This window comes from Gemmatimonadaceae bacterium, assembly GCA_019752115.1.
Taxonomy (GTDB): Bacteria; Gemmatimonadota; Gemmatimonadetes; order Gemmatimonadales; family Gemmatimonadaceae; genus Gemmatimonas.
This window is the reverse complement of the sequence record JAIEMN010000018.1, coordinates 175,639-192,120: the sequence shown is the minus strand read 5'-3', so window position 1 is coordinate 192,120 and position 16,482 is coordinate 175,639. Positions and strand designations below refer to the sequence as shown.

Annotated in this window: 15 protein-coding genes and 1 tRNA gene; 9 read left to right on the top strand and 7 right to left on the bottom strand. The window is 67.9% G+C overall.

Going from position 1 to position 16,482, the window contains the following annotated elements:
- Positions 1–87 precede the first annotated feature (87 nt).
- The 3 genes from K2R93_08530 to K2R93_08520 all read right to left on the bottom strand — a co-directional run bounded on the left by K2R93_08530 (position 88) and on the right by K2R93_08520 (position 2,926).
- On the bottom strand, positions 88–504 hold the full coding sequence (locus K2R93_08530) for an MCP four helix bundle domain-containing protein (protein ID MBY0489873.1): 417 nt from the start codon (positions 502–504) through the stop codon (positions 88–90).
- Between the two features lie 489 nt (positions 505–993).
- On the bottom strand, positions 994–2,112 hold the full coding sequence (gene menC / locus K2R93_08525; GenBank protein MBY0489872.1) for an o-succinylbenzoate synthase: 1,119 nt from the start codon (positions 2,110–2,112) through the stop codon (positions 994–996).
- Between the two features lie 7 nt (positions 2,113–2,119).
- Positions 2,120–2,926, bottom strand: coding sequence for a hypothetical protein (locus K2R93_08520; protein MBY0489871.1), 807 nt, complete (start codon positions 2,924–2,926; stop codon positions 2,120–2,122).
- 70 nt (positions 2,927–2,996) lie between these two features.
- Here K2R93_08520 and K2R93_08515 point away from each other — a divergent pair, with 70 nt between their 5' ends.
- Positions 2,997–4,220: an amidohydrolase gene (locus K2R93_08515; GenBank protein MBY0489870.1), complete on the top strand. Its 1,224-nt coding sequence runs from the start codon at positions 2,997–2,999 to the stop codon at positions 4,218–4,220.
- 27 nt (positions 4,221–4,247) lie between these two features.
- On the opposite strand, the gene K2R93_08510 is transcribed toward K2R93_08515, so the two are convergent.
- Positions 4,248–5,066, bottom strand: coding sequence for a TonB-dependent receptor (locus tag K2R93_08510; protein ID MBY0489869.1), 819 nt, complete (start codon positions 5,064–5,066; stop codon positions 4,248–4,250).
- Positions 5,063–6,940 (bottom strand): Na+:solute symporter, encoded by a 1,878-nt coding sequence (locus tag K2R93_08505; protein MBY0489868.1) that lies wholly within the window; start codon positions 6,938–6,940, stop codon positions 5,063–5,065. Before K2R93_08505 ends, K2R93_08510 begins: the two co-directional genes overlap by 4 nt.
- Before the next feature lie 242 nt (positions 6,941–7,182).
- Between K2R93_08505 and K2R93_08500 the strand changes: the two genes are divergently transcribed.
- Entirely contained in the window at positions 7,183–8,076 is an 894-nt protein-coding gene (locus K2R93_08500) for a CopD family protein (protein ID MBY0489867.1), read from the top strand.
- A 64-nt stretch (positions 8,077–8,140) separates the two neighbouring features.
- Positions 8,141–8,213 (top strand) — tRNA-Ala (locus tag K2R93_08495).
- On the opposite strand, the gene K2R93_08490 is transcribed toward K2R93_08495, so the two are convergent.
- Positions 8,187–9,155 carry a GGDEF domain-containing response regulator gene (locus tag K2R93_08490; GenBank protein MBY0489866.1) on the bottom strand — a complete coding sequence of 323 codons (969 nt, stop codon included), beginning with the start codon at positions 9,153–9,155 and terminating at the stop codon, positions 8,187–8,189. The genes K2R93_08495 and K2R93_08490 overlap by 27 nt on opposite strands.
- Before the next feature lie 99 nt (positions 9,156–9,254).
- Between K2R93_08490 and K2R93_08485 the strand changes: the two genes are divergently transcribed.
- A complete protein-coding gene (locus K2R93_08485; protein MBY0489865.1) occupies positions 9,255–9,734 on the top strand; it encodes a redoxin domain-containing protein in 480 nt (159 codons plus the stop codon).
- Between the two features lie 74 nt (positions 9,735–9,808).
- On the opposite strand, the gene K2R93_08480 is transcribed toward K2R93_08485, so the two are convergent.
- Complete coding sequence (locus K2R93_08480) at positions 9,809–10,264, bottom strand: Hsp20 family protein (GenBank protein MBY0489864.1); 456 nt, start codon at positions 10,262–10,264, stop codon at positions 9,809–9,811.
- Positions 10,265–10,531: 267 nt separating this feature from the next.
- On the opposite strand from K2R93_08480, the gene K2R93_08475 reads away from it, so the two are divergent.
- The 5 genes from K2R93_08475 (at position 10,532) to K2R93_08455 (ending at position 16,476) form a co-directional block, all read left to right on the top strand.
- Entirely contained in the window at positions 10,532–12,007 is a 1,476-nt protein-coding gene (locus K2R93_08475) for a PAS domain-containing protein (GenBank protein ID MBY0489863.1), read from the top strand.
- Positions 12,004–13,425, top strand: coding sequence for a sigma-54 dependent transcriptional regulator (locus K2R93_08470; protein MBY0489862.1), 1,422 nt, complete (start codon positions 12,004–12,006; stop codon positions 13,423–13,425). Before K2R93_08475 ends, K2R93_08470 begins: the two co-directional genes overlap by 4 nt.
- Before the next feature lie 4 nt (positions 13,426–13,429).
- Positions 13,430–14,098 (top strand): response regulator transcription factor, encoded by a 669-nt coding sequence (locus K2R93_08465; protein ID MBY0489861.1) that lies wholly within the window; start codon positions 13,430–13,432, stop codon positions 14,096–14,098.
- Between the two features lie 11 nt (positions 14,099–14,109).
- On the top strand, positions 14,110–15,639 hold the full coding sequence (locus K2R93_08460) for a HAMP domain-containing histidine kinase (GenBank protein MBY0489860.1): 1,530 nt from the start codon (positions 14,110–14,112) through the stop codon (positions 15,637–15,639).
- A 177-nt stretch (positions 15,640–15,816) separates the two neighbouring features.
- Positions 15,817–16,476, top strand: a complete 660-nt coding sequence (locus K2R93_08455) for an energy transducer TonB (GenBank protein MBY0489859.1) — start codon at positions 15,817–15,819, stop codon at positions 16,474–16,476.
- The last annotated feature ends 6 nt before the right edge of the window (positions 16,477–16,482 follow it).

Here is a 16,482-nt window from a genome sequence, read left to right as displayed (position 1 = left end):
GGAGCCGCTGGGGTATGTTTCCCCCGCGGAGTTCGAGGAGCAGTTCTACCGCACCCAAGCGGCTCCTGCGGAGCGCTTGGCACTCAATTAACCGAGTCTCCTCCAAACCCGGGGCGGTTCAGCCGTGTACTCCTTCCACCGGGCCGTGAACCGATCGTACAAGGCGCGTTCCGCGTCGCTCGAAATCAGCGGCGCGTACTCGGTGCCAATCGAGTCGAGCGACTTGGTCAACGTCGCGATGTCCTTCTCGGCACCGCTCATGGCTTCATCAGTGGTCGAGACCACATGCAGAAACTGCGCAATCCGGATGTCCGACGTCGCCGTGTTCATCGCCGAGGTCTTTTCGACGCTGGGCAACCAGTTGTCGGCGATGATCGTTGACTGGTCATTGACCGTCTTCATTTTGAGCACGGAGAAGACCCCAACAAAGGCCGTGATGGCGACCAGTGCCGAGAACGACGTCAACAGCTTCACACCGAGCTTGAGATGCGTGTACCAAGTCATGGCGATGGGCAAGGAAAGGGACGTGAGGGCAATAACCGCCCGGCGTGCGGTTCCGTCGTGACGATCAGCGCCAATCGCGATGACGCGAGGGGGCATCGATCTGACTGCCAGCCGTGCGCATGGCCGTCCTCGGGGCGTTGCCCGATCGGCGTGCACAGCGATCAACCGACAGGAGCCAAACGCCAGGCGGCACAAAGCCCCTGACGTGCGCGCACACACGGTCGGTCAACAGAATCGGCGGACGCATACGTGGTCTTCGAAGACGGCCCGGGCAGTCGTCCACGGCGTCGTGGTACACCAGCGACGCGATCCCCGTATGGCCTCAGGGGCTGATTGCAGCGCGTCGATGACCCAAAGCTCGGCTCGACCGCGCGAGCACTTGAGCGTTCGTCCCTAAGATGACGGAGATTTCAGTCGTCGCACGTGGTCGCGATGATGCGCACATCACGAACCGTCATTGTCGTCGGCGTGGCGCGTGCCGTCGGGACGTCAGCGCACGACCTCAATTCGCACCGTGAGGTCCTCGATCCGGTCGTAGTCGAGCGCCACGCCCAGCCCCGGCTGGTCGAGCGGAACCGGCACCATCCCGTCCGCCGTCATCGTCCATTCGGGCGTGACCAGGTCACGCGCCCAGTAGCGCGCACTGGGGGAGAGATCGCCCGGCTTGGTGAAGCCCGGCAGCGACGCCAGCGCCACGTTGCATGCGCGCCCCACGCCGCTTTCGAGCATGCCGCCGCACCAGACGGGGATGTGGTTCGCCAGGCAGTAATCGTGAATGGCCAGCGAACTCGCAAAGCCGCCCACGCGCCCCGGCTTGATGTTCACGATGCGCCCGGCGTCGAGGGTGACCATCTCGCGCGCCTTGTCGAGCGACGTGATCGATTCATCGAGACAGATCGGCGTCCGCAATTCGCGCTGCAGGGTCGCGTGCTGATAGATGTCGTCCCAGGCGAGCGGTTGCTCGATCATCATCAGGTCGAACTGGTCGAGCTGCCGCATGACGCTGACATCGTCGAGCGTGTACGCGTTGTTCGCGTCGGCCATGAGGGGGGCGTCGGGCAGGGCCTCGCGGGCAGCCGCGATGAAGGCGACATCGTGGCCAGGGGCGATCTTGATCTTCACCTTGCGGTAGCCCTCGGCGTGCGCCGCCGTGACCTTGGCGACCAGCGCCTCGGGGGAGGGCTGAATGCCGAGCGAAATGCCCGTCGCGATCGCATCACGGGTGCCACCAAGCAGACGCGCGAGCGGCATGCCCTGCCGCTGCGCCTCGAGGACCCACATCCCCATCTCGACGGCCGCCTTCGCCATCAGGTTGCCGCGGAAATCGGCTTCAAGCGTCGCGAACACCTCGCCGGGGTGGGAGAAGGAGCGGCCGATGACGCGCGGCGCCACCCAGTCACGGATGGCGATCCACGCGGTATCGATCGCTTCCGGACTGTAGTTCGGAAGCTCACCCGCCACGCCCTCGCTCCACACGGTCACGCCATCCACATCCCGAATCTCGAGCAACGTGATCCGGCGTTCCGATACCACACCCGAGGAGATACGAAACGGCTCGCGCAGGGGTAGGCGCACTTCGCGCAGCGTGATCTGGTCAACGCGCAGCATGGAGAGCTTAGGCAGAGGGAGTGAGTTCGTAGAAGGCCGGCGTGGCCCCCGCGCGGCGGAAGAAGCCACGCACGGTCCAGCCGCGCTCGAGATAGTGGGTCAGCGCACGCCGCGTGGCGAGCCGCCACGCCACGCGCTCTTCGAATGCCAGCCGCTCGTGATCATCAGGAATGCCCACGCGGATTGCCGGTCCGTCGACGAACGCCGATTCGATCGGCAGGGCCGTCGGCTCATAGGGACGCACAACGAACACCCCGTCCGCGACCGGCGCGGCGGGCGGCGTCGCCGGCGTCTCAAGATCCCACGCCGCAATCCAGCGATCGGTATCGAGCGCGCCGTGCAACGGGCTGCCGGTATTGCTGCCATACAGATTCACGGCATACTCCGCCGCCCGTGCCCCCAACCGCATCAGGTTGAGATGCGCGTTGCGCGCCACGAGTGGATCGAAGGTCCAGTACATCAGCGGAATGCCGTGCGAGCGGCACACCGCGCGCTGAAAGTGCTTGAGCCGTTCGCCAAGGTTGGCGCCACGCGCGTCGGGATGCACCGCGAGCATGTCCGACCAGTGTGACAGCGTGCCGTGCCGCAGGCCGCTGATGCCGAACACGAAACCGAGCAGCCGCCCGTCCGCATCGAACGCACCGGCGGTCACCCCGGCCATCTTCTGCGCGACCATCAGGATCGCCGGCGGCACCGTTTCCTTGAAGCCCGGGCCCCAGATGCGCTCCTGCAGCGCGACGCAGGCGGCGTACTCGTCGAGCGTGGCCACCAACCGGATCTCGATGCCATCGGCACCGCGGTGCGACTGACTCACTGGCAAACGGAAGTGAAGGTCCCGGGGCGCACCCTTGCCGCCCCACTGCGCCAAACCTAGCTTCGCGGCCATGGCTACGCTTCCTGCTGATGCCGATCTGCGCGGCGTCCCCGACGCGGTGCTGGCACAGTTCTCCGACGCCCTCACCGGCGAGCTGCTGGCACTCCGCCGGGAGCTGCATCAGCACCCGGAACTCGCCTTCGCCGAGCAGCGGACTGCCGAAACACTCGTCCGCGCGCTCGCGCCGGCGCAGCCGGTGTCCATCGAGCGCGTGGCCGGTACCGGCGTGGTCGCGCGCCTTCGCGGCACCGACCCCTTCGCGCCGGTCGTGGCCCTGCGCGGCGACATCGATGCGCTGCCGATTCAGGAAGCGACCGGGTTGGCCTTCGCCTCGGTGCACCCGGGCGTCATGCACGCCTGCGGCCACGATGTGCACGCCTCGTGGGCAGTCGGGGCCGCGCGTCTCCTCGCGGCGCATCCGGCCACGGGTGATGTGCTCATCGTGCTCCAGCCCGCCGAGGAGATCGGGGAAGGGGCCAACGCCATGCTGGCATCGGGAGCGCTGCACGACGTGCGCGCGATTTTCGGGGCGCACGTCGATCGACGCTTTCCCGTGGGGCAGGTGGTGGCACAGGCCGGGTCGCTGGCCGCCGCCGCCGATACGTTCCGCATTACGCTGCACGGCCGCGGTGCACACGGCGCCCGACCGCATGAAGCGCGTGATCCGGTCCTCGGCGCCGGGCTCCTCATCGCGGCGCTGCAGAGTGTGGTCGCGCGTCGTGTGAACCCGTCAACGCCGGCCGTGCTCACCGTCGCCACGATGACGGCCGGCACAGCGCCCAACGTCATCCCCGAGTCGGCGACGATCGGTGGCACGCTGCGCTCCACCGATCCCGTCACCCGCACGCTGCTCGCCGATGAGCTCACGCGCATCGCGAACGGCATCGCCGCCGCGCATGACCTCTCGGCGGACATTCACATCGAATGGGGTACGCCGCCCATCGTGAACCCGGAGCAGCCCGCTTCTTGGGCCCGTCAGGCGGCGATCAGCCTCGTCGGCGCGGAGCAGGTCGTACCGCTCGGCATCACCAACATGGGCGGCGAAGATTTCGCCTGCTATCTGGAGCAGATCCCGGGGGCCTTTCTGCGCATCGGCGCGCGTGAGCCGGGCGGCGAGCCCACCCCCGCACACACCCCGCACTTTGTGGCGGCCGACGGCTGCCTCTTGGTGGGCGCCGCCGTACTCGCCGAAACCGCCCGCGTCGCCTCCGCCGCACTCGCCGCCGCCCACTAGGCGGACGGCCGCGAGCACGTCAGCGGCTCAGTTCTTGGTCCAGATCGCGAGCAGTCCGCAGGTCGGCGACATCGTGCTCCACTGCACCGGAATCGACGCCTGCCCGGCGTAGTACTCCATGCCGAGCACGTCCTGCGGGGGAATGGAGTTGATGTCGAACAGATTCTGCTGTCCCTGGCCGTCGTACATCACCACCCCATTGAGTACCACGGCGGCGTAGCAGGCACCGGCATTGGCGCCGCGTGCCACATCCCCGGGGCCGATCTTGGGGAGCAGGTCCGGCTTCATCGTGTCCATGCCGCGGTTGTTGCCCAGGTAGGCGGCACCGGGCATCGCGGTGCCCCGCAGGATGGTCACCCCGGGGATGCGCGCGAGGACATCGGCGAGGGGCCGACCGACCTGGCCCTCGAAGTCTTTGGCCACCAGAAAGCGCCCGCCGTTCACCTTCTTGGCGCGACGTTCTTCGAAGCTCGCCATGCGGGCCGTCACGGCATCGGCGGTGGTAACGACCCCCGCCACCATCGCCGGCGCCGGCGAGAGTTCAATCCGATACTCCGGATCGCTCGCCGACATCACGTTGAAGTAGCTCGAAAAGGGGCGGAAGCCAGGCTTATGCGCTTCAACGAGATAGCGCCCCTTGGGCACACTATCCATGAGGAAGATGCCGCTGCTGTCGGTCTTCACCATGCGGTTGATCGCCTTGAGGTGCACCTCGACGCCGGCGAGCGGCTTGCCGCCCGGCATCACCACCACCTGTCCGGTAATCGGCACCTGCGCCCATGCCCCAACCGGCAGCACGGCACAGGCGGCAGCCGCCACGAGCACCCCAACGCGAGGTCGCATCATGCACGCTCCGACCAGAGACGCTTGGTGACCTGCAGGAGCACGACGCCCGAGACGACGCACACGCCCGAAAGGACCAGCGCGTCGTTCAAGCGCGACGGATCACCCGGCAGATAGATCCAGCTGCCGATCGCAAAGAGCGACGACCAGATCACCACGCACCCCGCGAGCCAGCCGATGGCCGACGCCGCCATGCGGTTCTCCTGCGCCACCTCGGCGTCGCTGACCCCGGCTTCCTGGCGGATGCTCGTCCAGCCGCCGCCCGCGGGCTTCACCTTGCGGACAAACGCGAGCAGCGTGGCGCGATCGGTCGCTGGCCCGACGAACGCCGTCACCAGCCAGGCGACCGTGGTGATGCCGACCTGCACGATCGTGTTCATGGCAAAGCCGGCGTCGGGCATCAGCTTGGGCACCACGATCGACGTCAGGAGCGATACCACCATCGCCACGATCTCGCACCACGCCGACACGCGCCACCAGAACCAGCGGGCGATGTAGAGCAGGCCGGTGCCGGCGCCGATCGACAGCAGCACCTGGAACGCCTGCTGTGCGGAGCTCATGGTCAGGCTGAGCAGCGCCGCGAACACATAGAGGAACAGCGTGCACAGGCGGCCGGCATTCACGTAGTGCGCCTCGGTGCCATCCTTCTTTACGAAGCGCCGGTAGAAGTCGTGCACGAGATACGACGAGCCCCAGTTGAGGTGCGTCAGGATCGTGGACGAATTGGCCGCCAGCAGGCCGCCGATCATGAGCCCCGTGAAGCCCACCGGCAGGAACTTGAGCATCGCCGGAAATGCCGAGTCGTGGCCGATGAGCGACTGGTCGGCGTTCGGGAACGCCGCCTGGATGGACGCGAGATCGGGGTACACGATGATCGAGCAGAGCGCCGTGATGATCCACGGCCATGGGCGCAGGACGTAGTGCGCGATGTTGAAGAAGAGCGTCCCACCCAGCGAGTCCTTCTCGGACTTGGAGGCGAGCATGCGCTGCGCGATGTACGAGCCGCCCCCCGGTTCGGCGCCCGGATACCAGTTCGCCCACCAGCTCACGGCGATGGGCAGAATGAAGACCATCAGCGCCAGATCGGTCATGCCGAAGTTCGGCAGGATATCGAGAATCGGCTGCCCGCTGCCGTCCTTCGCCGACATCACCGGCTGGGCATTGCCGGCCGCCTGCACGACCTGCGTCGATGCCAGCTTCTCGATCAGCGCCTTGAGGCCGGCGACGCCGTCGGGCGCGCCCACGAGGCGACGCCCGACTTCCACGAGCGAAAACCACGCCGCAGCGAACACCGCCGTCATCTTGATGAAGAACTGGATCATGTCGATGACGAGCACGCCCCAGAGCCCCGAGTGGGCGGCGAACACCACGTTCAGGACGCCGGTGAGCAGGATCGTCTGCCACGGCGCGAGACCAAAGAGGATGTTGGCGATCTTGCACGCGGCCAGCGTCACCATCCCCATGATGAAGCAGTTGAAGAACAGCCCGAGGTACACCGCGCGAAAGCCGCGCACGAGCGACGCTTCCTTGCCGCTGTAGCGGAGCTCGTAGAACTCGAGATCGGTGAGCACGCCCGAGCGACGCCAGAGGCGCGCAAAGAAGAACACCGTCGCGATGCCGGTGAGCACGAACGCCCACCACTGCCAGTTGCCGGCGACGCCGTACCGGCGCACCTGCTCGGTGACCCAGTTGGGGGTATCACTCGAGAAGGTCGTGGCGACCATCGAGAGTCCGGCCAGCCACCAGGGCACCGATCGCCCGGAGGCAAAGAATTCGGTGGTGTTCTGGCCGGAGCGCTTGGCGATGAACAGGGCCGGGACGAAGCACACCAGGATGGTGGCCGCCACGATCACCCAGTCGATCCAGGAGATGGTCATGCGGGGGAGGCAGGGGGTGGCCCGGTCGGCGCACGATGGCCGGGTCGGGGGAGACGAGCGGGAATGTGGAGCCGGGCCCACGCGGGGGCAACGCGTTCGCGCTGGCGTTTCGCACTGGCGTTTCGCACTGGCGTTTCGCACTGGCGTTTCGCGCTGGCCACGACCGACGCCCCCAGCGGACCCTTGGCGCCGCTCGCAGCCCGTGCTAGCGTGACCGACATGTCTACCGGTTCGCGGCCCGCATGAATGGCCTGTTCGATGTCGGCGCGCCCCTCGCGGTTGGGGTGCGGTGGCTGCTGCTGCTCGCCTACAGCGGTATCATCGGCGCGGCGGTCATGCACGACCTCGTCATCGATCCGCGCATCGATAGTACCGTGGCGGGGCGCCTGCGGACGCTGCTGAGCCGGGCGGCATGGGGCGCGCTGGCTGCGCTGGGTCTCCGGCTCATCATGCAGGTGCTCGCCATCTACGGCGCCCCGTCCGCCATCGAATGGAGCGGCGTTCCGGCGATCCTCACCGGTACCACGTGGGGGAAGGCGTGGATGGCGCAGGTGGTGGCCACGGTCGCGCTGGCGCTGCTGGCGGACAGCCCCGCCGATGCGACCACGCGGGGGGTGCGCGCCGCGCTCCTGTTCATGCTGGGGTTGGGGGCCGCGTTCAGTGGGCACGCCGCGGCCATCGAGTTCGGGGCGGCGGCCGTGCTGGCCGCGGACATGCTGCATCTCCTTGCGGCCGGCATCTGGATCGGCGGCCTCGCGGCCCTGCTCGCGACCGGGTGGCTCGCCTGCGATGGCGCGGCGTTTCATCGCATTCGCCGACGCTTCTCCACGCTCGCGCTGGCCAGCGCCAGTGTGCTGGCGCTCACCGGCATCACCGGCGCCGGTTCGCAGGGGGTGACGTTCGCCAATCTCACCACCGATCACTACGCGATCACCATGCTGCGCAAGCTGGTCGTCGTCGCGGTGGTGATTGTCCTCGGAGGGCTCAACTGGCGCAGCACGCGCGATGCCGACGCCCGGCAGGTCATTCCCACGGGCTTTGCGCGGGTCGCGCGCATCGAGGTCGTGCTCGGCGTCCTCGTCCTCCTGCTCACCGCCATTCTGGTGGCCACCGAAACGCCCGGGAGCGGCTCGTAACGGACCGACCGGCGGCGGCCGCGGACTTCTCGCCGGCCCGGCAGGTGGTCATATTTCGCCGCTCGGGGCGTTAGCTCAGCTGGGAGAGCACCTGCTTTGCAAGCAGGGGGTCATCGGTTCGATCCCGATACGCTCCACTTCGTAGCACCAGGGGAACCCGCGCGCGGCCGCGTGGCCCGCACGCTGCTGCCGCCATCGGCCTTCTCTCGGTACATGTGCACGTCGGCGGCCGCCAACAGGCCGTGCGCCGTCGTGCCGTCCAGTGGCGCCATGGCGCTCCCGATGCTCGCGCCCCCCCCCGCGACCACGCCACTCGCGATCTCCACCGGCTCGGCCAGCGCCGTCAGAATCGTCTCCTGCACGTAGAGCAGGTCGCGGCGGCTCGTCACGTCCGTCAGCAGCACGACGAACTCGTCACCACCGATGCGGGCGACCGCGTCTGAACGACGCACGCTCTCCAGCAACCGACCGGCGACCGCCTTCAGCATCAGATCCCCGGCCGCGTGCCCGTGCCGATCGTTGACGGCCTTGAAGCCGTCGAGATCCACGAACAACACCCCGGTCTTTCGGCCATACCGCGCGCCAAGCGCGAGCGCCCGCTCGAGGTGATCCAGAAAGAGCGTCCGGTTCGCGAGCCCGGTGAGCGGGTCGTGGGTCGCGCGATGCGCGGCGTCCAGCCGTGCGGCTTCCAGCGCGGCGATCCGCCGCTGGCGTTCGAACGCAAAGGCCAGCAGTCGCGCCATCGAGCCCGGCTCGACCTCGCGCTTATGGGCACACTCCAGCGCGCCGGCCCGCAGCGCGCAGATGGCACTCGCATCGCAGACCGCGCGCGAGTAGACGACCACCGGCAGCTCCGGGGCCGCCCCCCGCACCCCGGCCAGGGCGGCCACGCCGTCGGCGTCGGCCAGATTCCATTCCAGCACGACCCCATCGACCACGCTCTTGGCGTCGGCCGCCATCAGCCGCGGGATCGCCTCGGCCAGCGTTGCCGCCGACACCACCGTCATCTCCGCCCCCCAGCGAGCGCGCAGCGCCGCCTCGGAACGAAGCGCCTCGTCCCGGTCATTATCGATGAGCAAGACCCGGAGCGGCCCGCGGCCGACTCTGTTATCCACACCCGGGCCCATTTCGGTGTTTTGTGATGGGATGCTTCCGGCGACCATTCTTCCGACCTCCTGATGACCACCGTTTCGTCGACGCCGATCGCTGAGGGAACCGTAGCGCCCGACTTCACACTCGCCTCGACCTCCGGCGAGAGCGTGACGCTGTCGAGCTTTCGCGGCCACCGTCATGTGCTCCTGGCCTTCTTCCCGCTCGCGTTCACCAGTGTCTGCACTAGCGAATTGTGTGCCTTCGGCGACGATTTCGATGCCTTCTCGGCTGCCGGCGTCGAAGTGCTTCCCATTTCAGTGGATGCCGTGCCGTCGTTGAAGGAGTTTCGCAGCAAGTACGACATGAAGGTGCAGCTCCTCTCCGACTTCAAGCGGGAAGCCACCGTTGCCTATGGAGTGCTCCGGCCCGATGCCTTCTTCGCCGAGCGCGCCTACATCCTGATCGACACCACGGGGGTCGTGCGGTGGGTGCATGTGGAGGCGCATCCGGGTCTCAAGCGCGAGAATGCGGAAATCCTCGCGGCTATCAAGAACGTGACTGGCTGATCGCCGGTCCGGCCTGACGTGAAAAGGGGCGCCCAGTATGGGCGCCCCTTTTTTTCGTGAACGGAGCCGCGCGGTCAGCCCTGAACGACGGCCTCGCCCACCGTCACCGGCACGCGCCGCGGCTGCGCCGGCGCCAGCTTCCCGATGCGGAGCGACAGGACGCCGTGCGCGTACGTCGCCGAGATGGCCTGCGGATCGGCGCTCTTCGGAAGGCGGAAGCGCCGCAGGAACGCGCCCTGGCTGCGCTCCGCGAAGAGCGTGCGCTCCCCCTCCGCGAGCGTGGTCGCCGGCCGCGTGCCCTTCACGGTGAGCGTGCTGTCCTCGGCGAGGACCTCCACCGAGTCGGGCGAGACCCCGGGCACGTCGAGGGTTAGCGTGAAGCCCGTGCTGTCCTCGCGCGCATCGGCCGTCGGCTGCCAGGCCGTGGCCGGACGGTTCACAAAGACATCGTCAAAGATCCGGTCGAGCTCCCGCCGCAGCGAAAGCGTGGACGAGGCGGTCGGCATCAGCGGAATCGTATGGATCGTCATGGCGGCAACTCCTGAAGCAGAAGGTGGTTGATCGGCCGAGCGCCGGAACGCCAGCGCGGCCTCTGTCCGAGCAAGGAGCAGGTGCCGTACCCGACGAAGTCGGCCACCCTGAACGGATTCCTCGGAGCAGGGTCTGCCGCTCCGGCACCAGCCTGTCTGCTTGGCAGTTCTCGGTCATCTTGTCCGGTGCCCGCACATCTCCTACCTTGCGACGATCGGCGCTGATCGGCCGGTGATCTTCAGCCGGTGTGTTCTCCGAGGAGTTCGATGCCTACCACAGCCGCCCTGCTCGCCGCCGCCGCCGACACGGCCGCCTTGCTCTCGGCGTCCGGCGACCCCGCGCTGGCGCTCCCCGCGGTACTCGGGCGCCTGGGCAGCGCGCTCGAGGCCACCACGGTCACCTATGCGGCCACGGCGGCCGACGCCCCCGCAATCGTGTGGACCTCGCCGGTCGTCGCCGATGCGGCGTCGAGCGCGCAATTCGCCGTTAGTGGCGGCGCCGAGGGCATCGGGACCCTCACCGTGCAGCGGGGGCAGATGCTCGCCGACGATGAGCAGGCGCTCGCGCGCACCGTCGCGGGGCTGCTCGGCATCGCGCACGCGCGCGACCGCTACACGCGGCAGCTCGAACGCGAAGTCACCGAGCGGGTGCGCGAGGTCGCGAATCAGCGGGCTTTCATCGAGTGTGTGGTGGACTCCCTGCCGGTCGGCCTGTATGTCGTTGACCGCGACTATCGGATTCACGCTTGGAATCACAAGCGCGAGACCGGCCTGCAGGGCGTCGCGCGGCATGATGCTATCGGCCGGACGATCTTCGAAGTGTTGAGCCGCCAGCCCGCCGACCGACTGCGCGCCGAGTTCGATGAGGTGTTTCGCAGCGGCACGCTGCAGCAGTTCCAGATGGAAAGCGACGCGTTCGGTGAACGGCGCACGTTCCGCATCTCCAAGATTCCGATGCGGCTCGGGAGTACGCTGGTCACGCATGTGATCACCGTGGGTGAAGACATCACCGACCTGCGTGCCGCCTTCGACCGCAGAGCGCAAACCGAGAAGCTCGCCGCGCTCGGGCAGCTTGCGGCCGGTGTCATGCACGAGATCAACAACCCGCTGGCCACGATTTCGGCGTGCGCCGAGTCGATGGCGCTGCAGCAGGAAATGGACGGCGCCGGTCCGCCGCCGCGCGAGATGCTCAAGATCATCGATCTCGAGGTCGAGCGCTGCAAGAAGATCGTAAACGGGCTGCTCGATTTCTCGCGCCCCAAGGCCGCCGGGCGCGAACCGATCGATGTGAGCAGCGTGGTGCAGCAGGGGCTGTTCCTGCTCCAGCATCATCCCCGCTTTCGGCGCATTCGCCTCGTGACGGAGCTGGCGCCGCCGGGCGCGCTGCTCATCTCCGGCGACGCCGACCAACTGGTGCAGGTGCTCATCGCGCTCGCCATGAACGCGATGGACGTCACGCCCGAGGGCAAGGCGGTGACCATCCGGACCCGTCCCGATCGCACGCCGGGCGGTGCCCCGCGGGCCCTTATCGAAGTGGCGGATGAAGGGCCCGGTGTGCCCCGTCACCTGCAGGCGAAGGTCTTTGAACCATTCTTCACGACCAAGCCGCCGGGGCAGGGCACCGGTCTTGGCCTGGCCATCTGTTACGGCATTGTGAACGATCACGGCGGAGCGCTGGAACTCGTGTCGCCCGAAGGGAGCGGGGCGACGTTCCGGGTCTCGCTGCCCATGGAGGAGGCGTGACGACACCTCGCACCGGCATCCGGGTGCTGCTCGCGGACGACGAGCCGCATCTGGGCGCCATTCTGGAGCAGTTCCTGACGGCGCGCGGCTTTGCCGTGACCGCCGTCCGCGATGGACGGGCGGCGCTCGACGCGCTGCGCACCGCGCCGTTCGATGTGGCGTTGCTCGATGTGGTGATGCCGGAGATGGATGGGCTCGAAGTGCTCCGCCGCGTGCGCGAGGAATCGACGCCCCCGGAGATTCTCATCATCACCGGCAACGGTACCGTGGAGACCGCCCTGGCCGCGCTGCGGCTGGGGGCCTACGACGTGCTCTCCAAGCCGTATCGCATGGCCGAGATCGAAGCGGTCATTCGACGCGCCTGGGAGAAGCGCATGCTGGTGCGCGAGAATCATCGCCTCCGCGCGCGGCTGGCGATCGACACGAGCGCCGCACCGGCGTTCGTGACGCAGTACGCGCCGCTGCGCGCGGTGCTTGCCACCCTCGAGCCTTTGCGGGCTGACGATGCGCCGGTGCTGGTGTGGGGCGAAGCCGGCGTGGGCAAGCGTGCGTTTGCCCGCTGGCTGCACGACGGACGCGGGGCCGATGCGGCCTGGATCGAGTGCAACGCGGCCGTGGACACGCCGGGGGCGTTGGCGCGCCTGCTGGGCACGGAAGTGCCGGGGGCGGAACCCGTTGTGCAGGTGGGGGCGCTCGAGGCGGCCGCCGGCGGCACGCTCTTCGTGCGCGCCTTTGCGCGGCTCGATCACGCGGCCCAGCGGCAGATCGCCGAGGCCGTGGCGCGCGGCTGGTTCGTGCGCCAGGGCGGCACCCAGCCGGTACCGCTGGAGTGTCGCGTCGTGGTGGCGCTCATGCGCGACCCGGACGTGCTCGTGGCGGAGGGCGGGCTCGATGCGGAGGCCGCGCATACGTTGTCGGCGGTGCGCGTCGTGCTGCCGCCCCTGCGGGAGCGCGCGGTGGATGTCCCCCTGCTGGCGACGGCCGCGCTGCCGTCCGGGCGCACGCTCTCGGCCGACGCGATCGCGTGGCTCGAGTCGCGCGACTGGCCCGGCAACGTGCGCGCGCTGGTGGACAGCGTGCGGCGGGCAGCGCAGCTGACGACCGCGGCTGAGGTCACGGCGGCCGACCTGACGGCCGCCGAGAGCGGTGCCGCGCGCGACGCACGCCCGGGAGCGCGCGCCGACGACCGCGCCGCGTCACCCGCGGCCGCCGTGACGACCGCATCGGGCACCAGCGGCACCGGGCCCGCGCCGCGCACGCTCGAAGCGGTCGAACGCGCCTATATCGCCGACACGCTGCAGGCGGTGGGGTGGCATCAGGGGCGCGCGGCGGAAGCGTTGGGGATCTCGCCCAAGACGCTCTACCGCAAGATTCGCGAATACGGCTTCGTCCGCCCGTCGGGGCGAACCCTCCGGTGATCGCATGAAGATTCTCGTCATTGAAGACGATCCGACCGTCGGCGAGTTCGTCCGCCGCGGCCTCGAGGAGCAGCGGTGGCAGACCGATCTCGTGAACAACGGATTGGAAGGCGAACGCCTGGCACTGGCGCAGGCCTACGATCTCATCGTGCTCGATATGCGCCTCCCCGGGCGCAACGGGCTCGACGTGCTGCGCACGCTGCGGGCGCGTGGTTTCGAACGTCCGGTGCTGGTGCTCACGGCGCAGGACGCCGTCGATGCCAAGGTCGAGACGCTGCGCGCGGGCGCGGATGACTATGTCACCAAGCCGTTCGCCTTCGAAGAGTTGCTTGCACGCGCCGAGGCGTTGCTGCGCCGTCCGCGCGCGCTGGCGTCGCCGCAACTCACCGTGGGCGATCTGGAGCTCGATCAGGGCACTCGCGAAGTGCGACGCGCCGGTGAGCTGATCGAACTCACCCCCAAGGAGTTCGCCGTGCTCGAGTACCTCATGCGTCATGCCGGACGCGTGATGAGCCGGACGCTCATCACCGAGTACGCGTGGGGCTATCACTTCGATCCCGGCACCAACATCGTGGACGTGGTGATCAATCATCTGCGCAAGAAGATCGATGCCCGCTTTGACAAGAAGCTCATCACCACGGTGCGTGGGGTGGGCTACATGATCCGCGCGTAGGGATCCCGCTCGTGGGCTCGATCCGCACCCGCCTCACCGTCGCCTGGACGGCCGCGTTCCTCGGCACGCTCGTGATCTTCTCGATCACGCTGCTCGCCGTGCGGCGCGAGCTGCTCTATCGCGAACTCGAGCAGCGGGTCATGGCGGAAGCGCGGCAGGTGCGCGAAGCCATCATCGTAGCCCGCAGTACCGGCTGGGAACCTATCCTGGCGCAGAAGGACCCGCTCGCCGCGCGCACGGTGAGCATGCGCATGAGTGCCTTCCTTTCGATTCTCGAGGGGTACGTGCTCGTGCAGGACAGTACGGGCTACGATCTGTACGCCTCGTCCGCGGTCTCGGCTCTGTCGGTGTCCGATCGTGACGCCTTCAGTACGGCGGCCCGCACGCACACCGATACGCTGCGGGTCAAGTCGGTGAGCATGCGGGAGGACGACGTCGTGCTCGCCACGCTCAACGTGCCGCTGAGTGCGAACGATCGGTATCGCGTGTATGCCGCGCTCAGCACGACGGGGATCGAGTTCACGCCGCGCGAGCTCGTCGGGACCATGGTCGTGATCACGCCCTTCCTGCTCGCCATCTCGGTGATGTTTGCGTACATCATCGCCGGCCGCGCCTTCCGGCCCATTGATCGCATCATCGATCAGGTCGAGGCGATCACCGACGGTCGGTCGCTGCATCGCCGGCTCGCGATCGGCGCCGCCGGCGATGAACTCGCGCGCCTCTCCACCACGCTGAACGCCTTTATCGAGCGGCTCGAGACCTCATTCGGCGCGTTGCGGCGCTTCACCGCCGACGCCAGCCATGAACTCAAGACGCCGCTGGCCGTGATGCGCGCCGACGTCGAGCGGGCCATGAGCCATCTGGCCACCGAAGACGAGCAGGCCGAGGCGCTCGAGGAAGCGCTGCAGCAGGTGACCCGCATGGCCGACCTCGTGGATTCGCTGCTCACGCTGGCGCGTGCCGACGAAGGCCGCTTTGATCTCTTCCGGGAGCCGATCGAACTCGCCCCGCTCGCGCGGGAGACGCTGGAGACCGCGCGCCTGTTGGGCGAAGATGCCGGGCTCGCGATCGAGGCGTCGCAGCTCGACAATGCCGAGGTGCTCGGCGATATCACACGCCTGCGGCAGCTGTTCCTCAATCTCGTCACCAACGCGATCAAGTACACCCCGCGTGGCGGGACGGTGGACATCACGCTGGTGCGCGAAGACGAAGTCGCGCGCTTTGCGGTGCGGGATACCGGCATCGGCATCGCGGCGGCCGATCTCCCGTACGTGTTCGAGCGCTTCTGGCGCGCCGACCGGGTGCGCTCGCGCGCGACGGAGCGTGGCGGGTTCGGGCTGGGGCTCGCGATTTCGCAGTGGATCGCGCAGGCGCACGGGGGCACGCTCGAGGTCCAGTCGCGATTGGGGCGGGGCAGCACGTTCGTGGTGACGTTGCCGCTGGCCGGTCATCCGGGGTCGGGGATGACTGGTGAATACGAGTCGATTGTCAATACCCAGGGGGCGTTGGATTCCGAGGGGGGAATGCTAACCCGGGATTAATCAGAACCTAATCTTGGTTCCATTGCTGCTTCATTCGCCGGGCGTAGAATCGCGAAGTCAGCTCCCGGGCCCTCTGTCCGGGAGGTCGACGTACAGCCCGTACCCCGGACACGCGAGATGTTCAATAACCTGATCGAATCTCAGGCGAAGAAGCAGAAGCGCGCGGGCGGGGGGTTCATGTCCATTCTCCTCCATACGGCGGTGGTCATCGCTCTCGTGATTGTCACGAAGAACGCTGGCATCGTGAATGAGAAGCCGAAGGAAGAGAAGGTTGACTTCGTTGAGGTCAAGAAGGACGAACCCAAGCCACCCGAGCCCGAGAAGCCGCCGCCACCGCCGGATGCCGTGGCCGCGCCCCCGCCACCGAAGGGGTTCCAGGTGCTCACCGCACCGGTCGAAATCCCGAACGTGATTCCGGACATTGACCTCTCCAAGAAGGTGACGGACGAGGCCGACTTCTCCGGTAAGGGTGTTGCTGGTGGTATCGCGAAGGGTGTGGAAGGCGGTAAGGGGCCGGTGATTCAGAACGCCGACCAGCCGTACTTCGACTTCCAGGTAGAAAAGCCCGTGGTCATGGCGCCTGGAACCCAGGGCCCGGCGTATCCCGACATGCTCCGCACGGCCGGCATCGAGGGCACCGTCCTCGCGCAGTTCGTCGTCGACACCACCGGACGCGCCGACATGGGCACGTTCAAGGCGCTCAAGTCCGACAACGACCTGTTCACGTCCGCTGTGAAGAACGCGCTGCAGCGCATGCGCTTCCTGCCCGCCGAAGTCGGCGGCCGGAAGGTGAAGCAGCTCGTGCAGCAGCCGTTCCAGTTCTCGCTGAATCGCTAAGTCTCA